The sequence below is a fragment of the Streptomyces sp. BI87 genome (genome assembly GCF_025957665.1).
Classification (GTDB): Bacteria; Actinomycetota; Actinomycetes; order Streptomycetales; family Streptomycetaceae; genus Streptomyces; species Streptomyces albidoflavus.
Genome location: NZ_CP110079.1, coordinates 5,984,471 through 5,998,035, shown reverse-complemented (window position 1 = coordinate 5,998,035; position 13,565 = coordinate 5,984,471). Strand labels below are relative to the sequence as shown.

11 protein-coding genes are annotated in these 13,565 nt (G+C 75.1%); 5 read left to right on the top strand and 6 right to left on the bottom strand.

From position 1 onward, the window contains the following. Positions 1–28: 28 nt before the first annotated feature. The 5 genes from rpe to fmt all read right to left on the bottom strand — a co-directional run bounded on the left by rpe (position 29) and on the right by fmt (position 4,893). On the bottom strand, positions 29–715 hold the full coding sequence (gene rpe / locus OIM89_RS26820; protein WP_030695417.1) for a ribulose-phosphate 3-epimerase: 687 nt from the start codon (positions 713–715) through the stop codon (positions 29–31). Positions 716–783: 68 nt separating this feature from the next. Next, positions 784–1,338: a DinB family protein gene (locus OIM89_RS26815; protein ID WP_264491675.1), complete on the bottom strand. Its 555-nt coding sequence runs from the start codon at positions 1,336–1,338 to the stop codon at positions 784–786. A gap of 59 nt (positions 1,339–1,397) precedes the next feature. Next, positions 1,398–2,243, bottom strand: coding sequence for an alpha/beta fold hydrolase (locus OIM89_RS26810; RefSeq protein ID WP_047469710.1), 846 nt, complete (start codon positions 2,241–2,243; stop codon positions 1,398–1,400). A 145-nt stretch (positions 2,244–2,388) separates the two neighbouring features. After that, positions 2,389–3,825 carry an RsmB/NOP family class I SAM-dependent RNA methyltransferase gene (locus OIM89_RS26805; protein ID WP_010636537.1) on the bottom strand — a complete coding sequence of 479 codons (1,437 nt, stop codon included), beginning with the start codon at positions 3,823–3,825 and terminating at the stop codon, positions 2,389–2,391. A 123-nt stretch (positions 3,826–3,948) separates the two neighbouring features. Beyond that, positions 3,949–4,893, bottom strand: a complete 945-nt coding sequence (gene fmt, locus OIM89_RS26800; RefSeq protein ID WP_217466572.1) for a methionyl-tRNA formyltransferase — start codon at positions 4,891–4,893, stop codon at positions 3,949–3,951. A 381-nt stretch (positions 4,894–5,274) separates the two neighbouring features. Here fmt and OIM89_RS26795 point away from each other — a divergent pair, with 381 nt between their 5' ends. After that, positions 5,275–5,784 (top strand): hypothetical protein, encoded by a 510-nt coding sequence (locus OIM89_RS26795; RefSeq protein ID WP_030695420.1) that lies wholly within the window; start codon positions 5,275–5,277, stop codon positions 5,782–5,784. Positions 5,785–6,060: 276 nt separating this feature from the next. Here the strand turns inward: OIM89_RS26795 and OIM89_RS26790 are convergent, their stop codons facing one another. Continuing rightward, on the bottom strand, positions 6,061–8,196 hold the full coding sequence (locus tag OIM89_RS26790; RefSeq protein WP_264491674.1) for a primosomal protein N': 2,136 nt from the start codon (positions 8,194–8,196) through the stop codon (positions 6,061–6,063). Between the two features lie 209 nt (positions 8,197–8,405). Between OIM89_RS26790 and OIM89_RS26785 the strand changes: the two genes are divergently transcribed. The 4 genes from OIM89_RS26785 to OIM89_RS26770 all read left to right on the top strand — a co-directional run bounded on the left by OIM89_RS26785 (position 8,406) and on the right by OIM89_RS26770 (position 13,498). Further along, positions 8,406–9,683, top strand: a complete 1,278-nt coding sequence (locus OIM89_RS26785; RefSeq protein ID WP_264491673.1) for a helix-turn-helix domain-containing protein — start codon at positions 8,406–8,408, stop codon at positions 9,681–9,683. A 64-nt stretch (positions 9,684–9,747) separates the two neighbouring features. Next, complete coding sequence (locus OIM89_RS26780) at positions 9,748–10,503, top strand: toll/interleukin-1 receptor domain-containing protein (RefSeq protein WP_030695423.1); 756 nt, start codon at positions 9,748–9,750, stop codon at positions 10,501–10,503. Continuing rightward, positions 10,500–12,413, top strand: coding sequence for a hypothetical protein (locus OIM89_RS26775; protein WP_030695424.1), 1,914 nt, complete (start codon positions 10,500–10,502; stop codon positions 12,411–12,413). Before OIM89_RS26780 ends, OIM89_RS26775 begins: the two co-directional genes overlap by 4 nt. Then, the gene (locus OIM89_RS26770; protein WP_175458015.1) at positions 12,410–13,498 is read left to right on the top strand and encodes a phage holin family protein; all 1,089 of its coding nucleotides are present in this window, start codon (positions 12,410–12,412) and stop codon (positions 13,496–13,498) included. The genes OIM89_RS26775 and OIM89_RS26770 overlap by 4 nt, the downstream gene beginning before the upstream one ends. The last annotated feature ends 67 nt before the right edge of the window (positions 13,499–13,565 follow it).

The window sequence follows — 13,565 nt, the reverse complement described above, 5'->3', positions numbered from 1 at the left end:
CGGGTTGGCCCGGGGTGTCGCCGCGTGTTCAGTGGCCGCACGCCCAGGGGGCCGAGGCGGTGGCCTTGCGGGCGCTGTCGCGCAGCGAGCGGACGGCCTCGGCCGGGTCCTCGGCGCCGTAGACCGCCGAGCCCGCCACGAAGACGTCGGCCCCGGCCTCGGCGCACCGCTCGATGGTGGCGGCGGAGACACCGCCGTCCACCTGGAGCCAGAGGTCCAGGCCGTGCCGGCCGATCAGCTCCCGGGTGCGGCGGATCTTCGGCAGCGTGAGGTCGAGGAAGGACTGGCCGCCGAAGCCGGGCTCGACGGTCATGATCAGCACCATGTCCAGCTCGGGCAGCAGCTCCTCGTACGGCTCGATCGCCGTGGCGGGTTTGAGCGCCATGGCGGCGCGGGCGCCCTTGGCGCGGATCTCGCGGGCCAGGCGGACCGGCGCGGCGGCGGCCTCGACGTGGAAGGTGACCGATCCGGCCCCCGCCTCGACGTACTGCGGCGCCCAGCGGTCCGGGTCCTCGATCATCAGGTGGCAGTCCAGCGGGGTCTCCGTGGCCCGGGCCAGCGACTCGACGACCGGTACGCCGAGCGTCAGGTTGGGCACGAAGTGGTTGTCCATGACGTCGACGTGGAGCCAGTCGGCGCCGTCGACCGCGCGGGCCTCGTCGGCGAGGCGGGCGAAGTCGGCGGAGAGGATGCTGGGATTGATCTGCGCTGCCATGCCCCAAGACTGCCATGCTCGCGGCCGGTTCCCGCCTCCGGAGGCCGGAACCTCTGCTTCCGCCGCTCCTACTGTCCGACCCGCCCGTCGATGCGCTCGCGCAGGAAGTCGGCGTGCCCGTTGTGGCGCGCGTACTCCTCGACGAGGTGGACCAGGACCTCGCGGAGCGAGACGGGCTCGCCGTGCGCCTCACCGACGAGGTGGAGCGAGGGCGCCCGCGCCACGAAGGCGTCCCCGAACTCCTGCTCGGCCCGGAGCAGCCGCCACGCCTCCTCCACCAGGGCGGGGTCGGGCAGCGCGCCGTCCCAGTCGCCGTCCGGGTCCTCGGGCAGCCGGAAGTACGGGGGCGCGTCCTGCCCCGCCATCCGTACCCGGAACCAGACGCGCTCCACGTCGGCCATGTGCCGCACCAGCCCGAGCAGGGACATGGTGGACGGCTCGACGGAGCGCCGGGCCAGCTGCCCGGCGTCGAGCCCGGCGCATTTCAGTTCCAGGGTGAGCCGCTGGCAGCGCAGGTACTCCATGAGCGTGGCGGTCTCGTCGCCGAGGGTCGGCCCGTTCTGGCGGGGGTCGTCCCCGACGGGGAGGAACAGGTCGGCGCGCTTGCGCGGTGTCGCGTTCATGGAGCCGATCCTGGCAGCCCCGCGCCCCGTCCCACCAGATCTTCACCGGCGGTACGCGGTCAGCGGGCGCCCGGCTCCGCCGCGCCGAGGAAACGGGCCAGCTCGGTGCCGAGCCGGCCGGGCGCGTCCTCCTGCACCAGGTGTCCCGCTCCCGGGATCAGCACCAGCTCGGCGCCGGGCACGGCCGAGGCCAGTTCGTACGCCTTCGCCACCGGAATCCACGCGTCGTCCTCGCCCCAGAAGACGGTCACCGGCAGTTCGATCGAGCCGTACCGGCCCTGGATCTCGTCGGTGTAGCGCTGGCTCGCCTGGGCGATCTGCCGGTAGAAGGCGGGCTGCCCCTCCTCCCCCTCCCAGGGCCGGACGAGCCGGTCCAGGACGGCCGGGTCGAGCCCGGGGCTGCTGGCCGAGGAGATGTACTCGCGGACCAGCGCGCGGTGCAGGTGGGGCGGGAGCTGTTCGAAGACCCCGTGGTGCGCGCCGACCAGGCGGAAGAAGGCCGAACCCCAGGGGGCGAGGGCGACCGGGTCGACCAGGGCGAGCCGCCGGTAGGCCGCGCCGTGCAGGAGATGGGCGCGCAGCGCGACGGCACCGCCGAAGTCGTGGGCGACGACGGCCGGGGCGGCCAGGTCCCAGTGGGCCAGCAGCTCGGCGAAGACCCGGCCCTGCGCGCCCAGCGACACGTCCTGCCCCTCGAACTGGGCGGAGATGCCGTACCCCGGCATGTCCCAGACGTACACCTGATGGTCCCGGGCCAGCTCGCGCGCGATCCGGCGCCAGACGTACGAGGAGAAGGGCGTCCCGTGGCAGAGGACGACCGGCGGCGCGGCCGGGCCCCCGAGCCGCTCCCAGCGCACCTCGCCCGCACTGCTGCCGTACGTTCTGGACAGCTCCCAGTCACTCATGCGTATGCCCTTTCCGCCGGCACCGGCGATCACGCGCGTCCGCTCTGGGGCGGAAGCTTGTCACACCGGCCCGGGAGCGACGACAGGCCCGAGGCAAGGGCGAGTTGGGCCCCGCGCCCGTGGCGTACGGGCGCGGGGCGGCGGCTCAGGCGGTGCGCCGCAGCAGCGCCAGGTACATCGCGTCGGTGCCGTGCAGGTGCGGCCAGAGCTGCACGTCGGGGCCCTCGCCGAGGGCGGGGACGCCGGGCATCAGCGGGCGGGCGTCGAGGAGTTCCGCGCCCCCCTCGCGCTTGAGGACGTCGTCGACGACGGCCCGGGTCTCGGCCAGGTGCGGCGAGCAGGTCGCGTACGCCACCACGCCGCCGACGCGCACCGACTCCAGGGCCGTCCGCAGCAGGGCGCGCTGGAGCGGGGCGAACCCGTCCAGGTCCTCGGGGCGGCGGCGCCAGCGGGCCTCGGGGCGACGGCGCAGCGCGCCGAGCCCGGTGCACGGCACGTCGACCAGGACCCGGTCGAAGGAGCCGGGTCGCCACGGCGGGCGCGTCCCGTCGGCGGCGATGACCTGGTACGGGCCCGGGTTGCCGTCCAGCGCCTTGGCGACCAGCCCGGCCCGGTGCGGCTGCTTCTCGGACGCGAGCAGGGTCGCACCCCGCTGCGCGGCGAGCCCGGCGAGCAGCGCCGCCTTGCCGCCCGGACCGGCGCAGGCGTCGAGCCAGCGGCTGTCGGAGCCCTCCAGCGGGGCGTCGGCGAGGGCCAGCGCCACCAGTTGGCTGCCCTCGTCCTGCACCCCGGCGTCGCCCTCGCGGACGGCGTCGATGGCGCCCGGCTCGCCGCCCTCGGTGAGTCGCACGGCATACGGCGACCAGCGGCCCGGCAGGGCGCGATCCGGGCCGAGACCGTCGAGCAGGGTGTCGGAGGTGGTGCGGCCGGGCCGGGCGACGAGGGTGACCTCGGGCCGCTCGTTGTCGGCCTCCAACAGGTCCTCGATACCGGCACGGGGCCCGCCGAGCGAGTCCCAGAGCGCGGAGACGACCCAGCGCGGGTGGGAGTGGACGACGGCGAGGTGGTCCTCGGGGTCCTCGTCGTACGGCGGGGCCACCCGCTCCAGCCACCCGTCGAGGTCGTCGGCGGTGATGCGGCGCAGCACCGCGTTGACGAACTTGGCGCGGCCGTCGCCGAGGACGACGCGGGCCAGCTCCACGGTGGCGGAGACCGCCGCGTGACTCGGGATGCGCGTGCCGAGGAGCTGGTGGGCGCCGAGGGAGAGGACGTCGAGGACCGGCGGGTCGACCTCGCGCAGCGGGCGGTCGACACAGGCCGCGATGATCGCGTCGTAGGTGCCCTGGCGGCGCAGGGTGCCGTAGACGAGTTCGGTGGCGAGGGCGGCGTCCCGGGCCTCGAAGGTGTCCGGGTGGTCCTCGCGCGCCTTGCGGAGCAGGGCGGGCAGCACCAGGTTGGCGTAGGCGTCCCGTTCGTCGACGGCGCGCAGCGCCTCGAAGGCGAGGATGCGCACCGGGTCCTTCTTGGGGCGGCGGTAGGGCTTGCCGGTCTTACGGGGACGCCGGGACGGCTGGTCGGTCAAAGGTGCTCCGCTGTCGCAAGGTCACTGGCCCGCCGCTCCGCCGCACGGACCGGCACGCCGCCGCGCCCGGCGGCACCTGCCCGCCTGCTCGGCGGGGGCGCCACGGGCGCGGTTCTGTCCCCTTCAGCGTACGTCGGCAGCGCCGAGGCTCTCGCCCGGGGCGATCCGGACGCCGCGCGCCCAGTCGGCGGCGCGCATCGGCTTCTTGCCCTGCGGCTGGACCCAGAGGAGTTCGACGGCGTGCGAACCGGTGCCCACGTGCACGTGGTTCTTGCCCACCGCCAGGTGGCCCGGGGCGAGGCCGTCCTCGCCGGGCAGCGGGCGGGCGGCGACCAGCTTGAGCCGCTCGCCCCGGAAGACGGTCCACGCGCCGGGGGCCGGGGTGCAGCCGCGCACCACCCGGTCGACGCGGAGCGCCGGCGCGGCCCAGTCGACCTGGGCGTCCTCGACGGTGAGCTTGGGGGCGAGGCTGACCCCGTCGGTGGGCTGCGGCACCGCCTGCAGCGTGCCGTCCTCGATGCCGTCCATGGTCGCCGCGAGCAGGCCGGAACCGGCGAAGGCGAGACGGGTCAGCAGGTCGCCGCTGGTGTCGGTGGACCGGACCTCCTCGGTGACGGTGCCGTAGACGGGGCCGGAGTCCAGGCCCTCCTCGATGAGGAAGGTGGAGGCGCCGGTGATCTGGTCGCCCGCGAGGATCGCGTGCTGCACGGGGGCGGCGCCGCGCCAGGCGGGGAGCAGCGAGAAGTGCAGGTTGACCCAGCCCCGGGCAGGGATGTCCAGGGCCACCTTGGGCAGCAACGCGCCGTAGGCGACGACCGGGCAGCAGTCCGGGCCGATCTCCCGCAGCCGTGCCAGGAACTCCTCGTCCCGCGGCCGGTTCGGCTTCAGCACCTCGATCCCGGCCTCCTCGGCGCGCTCCGCGACCGGGCTGGCGACCAGCCGCCGGCCGCGCCCGGCCGGGGCGTCGGGCCGGGTGACGACGGCGACCACCTCGTGCCGCTCCGAGGCGATCAGTGCGTCCAGAGCGGGAACGGCGACCTCGGGGGTGCCGGCGAAGACGAGCCTCACGGTGGGGATACCTCGCTATGTCGTACGGGCGGAGCCACGGCCCCCTTCCCGGCGGGCACGCCTGGCGGGGAGCCGCGCCAGTCTAGGCCGCACGGCGCCGGGGGCGCCTGCCCGGGGCGTACCGGCGCGGACGCCCATGACGCCCATACCACCCGGCGGGCCCGTCCTCCCCGGTCTCCGCGTCCTCTCCCGAACACGCCCACAACTCCCCTGCCCCCTCGGGGGCGCACGCGGTGTCGCGCGCCCCGCGCCCCCACACATACGCCCTGGAGCGTGACCACTCAGGGCGCCGGGCGTTGGTCAAGGCGAGTTGACTTCCACGGGTCTTCGCTCCAGTGGCCCGTCTCCCCCCATCCCACCGCCCGTTCGAGAGGCTTGTTCATGGCCGACCACGCAACCCACGACGCACAGGCACGGGCCAGCCTGCACCTGCTGGTGCGGGACATCGAGCGGGTCCGCCGCCAGGTGGACGCGCTCCGCACCCTCACCGCCCAGCTGGGCAACGTCTACCGCCCCCGCCGCACCGGCCCCGCCACCGGCTTCGTCGTCTACGGCCGGGCCCCCGCACCCACCGTGCGCCTGGCCCAGGAGCTGCGGGACAGCGTCGAAACCCTGGTCACCGCCGCCGTGGACTTCGACCGCTCCCTCGGCTTCTCCTGGGACGCGGTCGGCTCCGCCCTCGGCGTGACCAAGCAGGCGGTCCACCGCCGCTACGGCGCCCGCCGCGCCACCGCCCAGGCCGCCGCCGAGGCCGAGCGCGCCGCCGAGACCACCACCAGCACCCGCCCGGTCCCCCTCAACACCGGCCTCCCCACCGTCCCCGCCGCCCGCTCCATGCCCACCCAGCCCACCGCCCGCCCCAACGCCCTCCCGGGCCCACGCCACGGCTGACCGGCCCTCGCGGCCTCGTACTCGCTGCCCCCGTCCCGACAGGCGGGGGCAGCGGTGTGCGGGGGCCGGTGAGCGCCCCCACCTCAGCGGGTGGGCGAAACCCCGCAGGAGCGGGGACCAGCACGAGCGCCGCATGGACACCCTGCGCGGCCTGGGTCCATCCCCGCACGCGCGGGGACCAGTCTCCCTGACCTGCACCTCTACTCCGCCAACTCCCCGCTCTGAACCAACTGCACGCCCTCAGCCACCCCCTAACCGCCATCCCCCCTGTTCCCCTCACCCAATATCCAACGGATCAACCCGAACCCTCACCGGCGCCCTCCCCCCACGAGCCATCCGCGCCGCCTGCGCAGTCTTCAGCGCATGTGCCAGCGCCATCCCACTGCCCGGCGGCACCCGCACCAGCGCCCGCACCTGCGCCCCCTCCCCCGGTCGCCCACGCCCCCGCTCGGCGGACTCGTGCAGCGGGACCGGGCCCAGGATCTCCGCGTCCGACGGGAGTTCGACCGCGCCGAGGAACTCCGTCACCGCCGCCTGCGGGCCGGCCACCGCCGCCATCCGCGATACGGGTGGGAATCCCAGCTCGGAGCGGTCGGCGTACTCGCGGAGGGCGTAGCCGACCGGGTCCCAGCGGACCAGGGCCTGTACGGGGGCGAGCGTCGGCTCGGCGACGATCACCACGGTGCCGCCCGCCGACTGACCGCGGACCAGGGCCGAGGCGGACATCCAGCGCCACAGGGCCGTCTCGCCCGCCCGCAGGTCGGGGCGGTTGAGCAGGGCCCAGCCGTCGAGCAGGACGGCGGCCGCGTAACCGCCCTCGGCGACCGGTTCGGCGCCCGGGGTGGAGACGACCAGCGCGGGGGCGGCGTCCACGGTGTCCAGCACTTGTTCGCGGCCGGAGGTGCGCACCGGGACCGACGGGAAGGCCCGGCCCAGTTCCTCCGCGGTCCGCCGCGCCCCGGTGACCTGGGCGCGCAACCGGAACCCGCCGCACTCCTCGCAGTGCCAGTCGGCCTCCGGGCGCCCGCACCAGGCGCAGTGCAGCAGGGAGGACTCGGCCGCCTGGAGCGGGCCCGCGCACTGCCGGCAGCGGGCGGGTTCGCGGCACCGCTCGCAGGCCAGCCGGGGTACGTAACCGCGCCGGGGCACCTGGACGAGTACGGGTCCCTCGCGCAGCCCGTCGCGCAGCGCCTGCCAGGCGAGGGAGGGGAGCCGGGCGGTGCGGGCGGCGGCGTCACGGGCGAGGTCGTGGTCGGCGATGGTCCGGACCCGGGGGGCGGCGGCCCGGGTGACCGCGCGGTCGGCGGCGACGGGCACCGCCCAGCCGCTGTCGACGAGCTGGGCCGCCTCGACGGTGCAGCTCACCGAACCGAGCAGCACGGCGGAGTTCTCGTGGGCCGCCCGCAGCATCAGCACTTCGCGGGCGTGCGGCTGGGGGGCGTGCTGCTCGCTGTGGTTCTCGTTGCCGTCGTCCCAGAGGGCGACCAGGCCGAGGTCGCGGACGGGCGCGAACATGGCGGCGCGGGTCCCGACGACGGCGCGCACAGAGCCCCGGTGCACGGCGAGCCACTGGCGGTACCGCTTCTGCGGGCCGGCGTCGGCCGTCAGCAGGGTGTGGTGGCCCTTGCCGACGAGCGCCGTAAGGGCCGCGTCCACCCGCGCCGCGTGCCGCCCGTCGGGCAGGACGACGAGTGCTCCGCGACCGGAGGCCAGCGTCGCGACCACGGCCCTGGCCAGTTCCTCGGCCCACTGCGGACCGGGCAGCGCCGTCCACACCGCCCTCGGCGCCCCGCCCCGGGCCAGCTCGGCCAGCAACCCGGGCCCGGCCGGCCCGTACCGCTCCCAGCTCCCCGCCTCCGGTGCGGACGGCGGCGGCAGGGGGTCGGGCGAGGGCGCCGCCTCGGCCTTGGCGTTCCTGGGCGGCACCGCGAGCTGGAGGACGTCGGCGAGGCTGCCCGCGTACCGGTCGGCCACGGCGCGGGCGAGGCCGAGCAGTTCCGGGGTGAGCACCGGCTCGGGCGAGACCACCTGAGCGAGCGCGGCCAACGGCCCGTCGTAGTCCGACTCGGCGAGCCGGTCCACGATGAACCCGCTGATCAGCCCGCCACCTTCGCGCCGCCCCGCGTGCACCCGCCCGGCCCCGGCGGAGAACCGCACCCGCACCCGCACCCCGGGCTGCGCCTCGGCGTCCAGCTCCTTGGGCACCGCGTAGTCGAAGTACCGGTCGAGGTGCAGCACACCCTTGTCCACCACGACCCGCGCCACCGGCAGGTGCTCCGCGACGTCGGCCCCGCGCCAGGTCCGCGGCTTGGCCTTCGGCGCCTTGGCCTGCCGCGCCATCTCCCGGACCAGCGCCAGCTGCTCCGGCTCCCTCCCGGACCGCTCCCCGGCCCCCTCATCCTCGCTGCTCACGCCTGCATTCCTACCAGACCCCTCGGACACCGCCCGGAGCTCCCGGAAGGCCCGGCCCCACCGAGGCCCTCTCGACAGCCCCGTCCCGGGCGGCTTCCCTGGAAACGCGAAACACTCGGCGGCCCTTGCCGCCGTTGTCGTCACCGGCCGACCCTTGTCAGGCGCGGGCCGGGGGCCCGCCGCCACGGCCGCGACTGGAGGGTGGGGACGTGCACGTACCGCCGAAGAGGTTCGGAGCGGAGTTACGCAGGGCCAGGCACGAGAGGGGGATGACCCTCACCCGGCTCGCCTCGGCCGTGCACTACAGCAAGAGCCAGCTGAGCAAGATCGAGAATGGCCATCAACGGCCGACTGCGCACCTCGCCCGGCGCTGCGAAGTGGAGCTGAACTGCCCGGGACGGCTCACCGCCCTCCTGCCCGGCCCGCCGACGCCCACCTCCCCGGCGGCCGCCGGACCACCGAGCCGCCGTCTCGTCCTCACGGCCGGTGCCGCGACCGTGCTGCTGGCCAACAGCGCCCCGGGCGGCGCGGCCGCCTCGGCGCCCGTGGAACAGACGGGGGACGGCTCGCTCGTCGACTCGGCGCGGGCGCTGCTCACCCACTTCCGCCGGATGGCGCAAAGCTGCCCGCCGCCCACCGTCCTGGTGCCCCTCGCCGAACAGACCCGCGCCTTGGTCGCCCTGGCGGCGGACTCGGGGAGCGGCTCGCGGAACGGCCTGCTCCTCGTCGCCGCCCGGTTCGCCGAGTTCACCGGCTGGATGGCGCAGGAGTCCGGCCACGACGAGGCAGCCCGGCGCTGGACCGACCACGCCGTGCGGCTCGCCTTCGACGGGGGCGACCACCAGCTCGGGCACTACGGGCTGGTCCGCCGCGCCCTCATGGCGTACTACCGGGGCCACGCCCACGAGACCGTCGCCCTCTCGGCCGCGGCCGGGGACCACCGGCTGGCCCCGCGCATCCGGGGCCTCGCCGCTCAGCAGGAGGCCGAGGGCCATGCCCTGGCCGGAGACCACGGCGCGAGTCTGCGCGCGCTCGACCGGGCCCGTGGCCTGCTCGCGGCGGCCGGACGGGAGGAGGACCCCGCGCCGGTCGGGCCGACGCACCTTCCCGACCCGGTGACGATGTTCACCGGCTGGTGCCTCTACGACCTGGGCCGTCCGGCGGCCGCGGCGGAACACCTCGACGCGGCCTGCGCGGCACTGCCTCCCCAGGCCCACCGCAACCTCGCCCGCTACGGCGTCCGCAGAGCGCTTGCCCACGCCTCCGCCGGCGAGGTCGACCACGCGTGCGCCGTTGCCAGAACCGCCCTGACCAGCGCTTCCGCTGTGGGCTCCTACACGATCGGGCTGGACCTGCGCCGTCTGGCCGGGGTCCTCGGCCGCCACCGGGGGCACAGCGGGGTACGGGCGCTCGCCCCCGACCTCACCGCCGCGCTGACGCTCTCGGCCGCCGCCCGGACCGCACCCCCGCTGCCGAAGCCCGCCTGACGCCGCGCGCTTCCTCTGTAGGCACTTCTCTCACCCACCCCTTCCTCTGGAGAGGCGATCCGCCATGCCCCATGTCTTCATCAACTACCGGACCGGCGACGGGGAACAGGCGTCGGCCCATCTGGACGACGCGCTCCGCCGGCGGTTCGGTGACAACGCCTCGTTCCGCGACGGCCGGTCCATCCGCCTCGGCCGCACCTTCCAGGAGGAGCTGCGCGAGAACGTCCGCGCCTGTGAGGTCCTGCTCGTCCTGGCCGGCCCGGGCTGGGCGGCGCGACCCGAGCTGTGGCAGCAGGACGACTGGGTGCGCGAGGAGATCCTGGAGGCCCTGCGCAACGACGTCCTCATCGTCCCCGTGCTGCTCGGCCGGGGCACCGCACGCCCCGCCAAGGCCGACCTGCCGCCGGAGCTGGCCTCCGTCGCCGACCGCCAGTGCCTGACCTACGAGGCGCACCGGGCCGAGTACGACGTACCGGCCATCCTCCAGGCGCTCACCAAGGTTATCCCCGCCTTTGCCGCCGCGGAGGAGGAGCGCGCCCAGGCGACCGAGACCACCGCCAACGGGATGCGGGAGGTCGAGGGCGTGTCCGCCGTGCAGGCGGGGAGCGCCGGCGACATCAGCACCACGGTGAACGGCTCGACCGGAGCCGGCTCCACCACCACGCACTTCCACGCCGCCACCGGCTCCGTACACACCGGCTCCGGCAACCAGCACCTCCCCCAGTTCTCCGGCGACGGCCCCGTCAACTACACCGCCGACAACCACGGAACCGTCAACAACAGCTTCGGCAACCGCACCGCCGACCAGGAGAAGAAGTGACCCAGGCGGGGACGACGCAGAACTACGTCGACACCGCCTCGGTCGTCCACACCGGGACCGGGAACGTCTTCCTCGGACCGGCACCCCCACCCCGGAAACCGCCCCGGCGGCTCGCCCGCGAAGAGCTGTACTTCCACATGCGGCGGTTCGTCCGGCCCGCCGTGGCCAACGCGGCGTACGACACCCTGGCCAGTGACCGGCTGGTCGTCCTCACCGGCCCCGACGGGAGCGGGCGTCAGACCGCCGGGCGGGTACTCCTCGGTGAACTGCCGGGCAAGGAGGTGCCGTTCGAACTGGTGCCGGACGTCGCCGAGAACGGGCACCACCACTTGGACCCGGACATGGTCCAGCCCGGCAACCGGCTGCTGCTGGACCTGACGGCCGCTGAGGAGCAGGCCCGCAGAGAGATGGCCGGGCAGCTCCCGAAGCTCTGGGAACAGGTGCGCGAGCAGACCGCCTACCTCGCGGTCCTCCTTCCGGACACCGACCGGGAGCTCCCGCACTACGTCGCCTCCCAGGTCCACCACCTGGCTCCGCCCGACCGGATGGCCCTGCTCCGGCGCCAGCTGCGCTGTGAGGGCATGGACACGCGGGTCTGCGCGCCCGCCCCGGAGTCCCTCGCCACCTACCTCACCACGCGACCGCCCGTGCGCGAGGTGGCACGGCTCGCCCACGCGGTCGTCCGGTTGCGCCGGCGCCACCGGCACGGCGTACACCACATCACGGACACGCCGGAACTGTTCGCCGAGTGGTGTGAGAAGGCGCTCAGCACGCTCACCGACCCCCAGGCCGCCGTCGACGCCATCGTGGGCAAGGCGACCAAGGCACACGAGCGGGCCTTCTGCTACGCGACCGCCCTGCTGGAGGGCGCCCGTACCGACACCGTGCACGCCGCCGCGCGCATCCTGACGACCGCCACGGCCACGCCGGCCGACCCGCAGCCCCTGCTGGAGCAGAACGGCACCCACCACCTGCTCCGGACGATCCGAGCCGACCGCGACGGGGACCGGCACACCTTCGCCCAGCAGGAAGTGGCGGAGGCCCTCTGCCGTCACCTCTGGAGCGACCGGCCGGATCTGCGGGGTGTCCTCCTCGACTGCACGCCCCAGTTGCTGGCACTGCCCGCTCTCGACACGCGGGAACGGGAGACCGCGGCGGTGCGGGTGGCCGAGCTGATGACCGGCACCGAACCGGGCACCGTACTGCGGCAGCGGGTGGAGGCCTGGGCGGAGCAAGGCACGGACGGCTCGCTCACCGCCGCGTCCGCGCTCCTGGACCGACTGGTCCAGCACCCGCGGCTCGGGACCGCCTGGCGACGCTGGATCTACGACCGGGCGGGCGTCCAGACCCTCACCCCCGGGCTCCGGCGGGTACTGACCGGGGTCTGCGCCACCACCATGGCCACCCGGTACCCGCGCTCCGCCCTGATCCGCCTGCACCGACTCGCCGCCTCCGAGCCGGAGGGGCAGGGGGCGACCGGTGCCCTCCTCACCCACGTGCGCGAGGACGGGCAGGCCCTGCACCACCTGCTGAACCGGCTCAGCCGGAGACTCGGCGCCCCTGACAGACACCCGCGCGACCTGGGCATCTTCCTCGCCGTCGCCGCCGACCGGGACCTCCTGGCCCGGACCGTCACCACGGACGGCCTGAGCTGCTGGCGGTCCGTCTTCCGCACGGCGGCACCGGAGCGCTGGCGCCCGGCCGCCGCCCCGCTGCTCGGCCCGGAGGCGGACGGCGAATCCCTGCGCTCCCTCATCGCCGCAGCCGGCCGCAACCACCCCGCGCTCAACGCCCTGTACCTGACCGCCGTCGAGTCGGGCCCGCCCGCGCACGCGCACCGGGTCCTGCGCCTGATCTGCGACGCCCGGTCCCGCCATCCCCCTCGGCCCATGGAGGAAACCGCACCATGACCACCGGCCAGAAGACCGTCTTCGGCTTCCTCGGCATCATCGCGACCCTTCTCGCGGTCATTCTGGGCCTCTGCCTGGGCTGGCCCCTGTGGGTCTGGGGCCTGGTGGCCGCCCTGGTCTCGGGGACCCTGCTGACCGGTATGGCCTTCGCCGGCCGGGCACAGCGGGCGGAGCCCTTCCCGGAGGGCACCCTGATCGATCTGCCGGTGCGCCCGGTGGAGCGCAGGGAGATCCAGCTCACCCGGGTGCGGCTGCCCAGCGCGGAACGGGACTACGGCTTCCTCCTCACCGCGACCGTGCGCTGGTGCCCGCGTCCCGAGGCGCCCGACCGGCCGATGGACGGCGGAGCGCTGGCCAGAGCCTCGGTCGTCCAGCGCGCCGAGGAGGTCACCCGTACCAGCGAACCGGGACGCTGTTCGCTCGTGCAGCACGAACTGAGCGCCGCCCTGGCCGTCATGCTCCCCGATCCGTACGACCTGGTCGACGCGCACGCCGTGGAGGTCACGCTGGCCCTGGACGACCGTGACCAGGAGCGGCTGGACCGACTGGCCGCCATCCGCAAGGAGCAGGCGGTGTGGGAGCACGAACGCCGCCACGAACAGGACCGCCGGGAGTATCTGCACTCCGACGTGTTGCGGGACACCGGCAGCGCCGTGGTGTGGTGGCTGACCCGCAACGGCGAGCAGATCGGCAGGACCGTGGACGACCTCGGAATCCTGGCGCAACTCACGTCGGCGGCCAACAACGAGGAGATCCCGGAACTGCTGCGCGAACTGATCATCGAGCCACCCGCACCCGAACCGGTCCGGGAGGTGGCGGACACGGCCACGTCCGCCCCCCGCACGGCCGCCGACCTTCTCGGCGACTTCTTCCGGGAGACAGGGATCAACCCGGACGAGGAGGTGAACGCGCTGATGGTCGACATGCTGGCGGGCGCGGCGGCGAAGAAGGACCCCCGAGCCGCCGAGGAGATCCGGCGCCGGTACGGGAGCATCCGGCGCACCGAGGAGGAGGCCGCCGCGCCCTCGCCGAACGGCAACGGCCCGGCGCCCGCCATGAACGGTGCGGGCCCGCACCCGGAATGACCCCTGACACGGCTGAGGCCCGGCGCCCCCGAAGGGCGCCGGGCCTCAGCCACGTCACTCGCGTCGC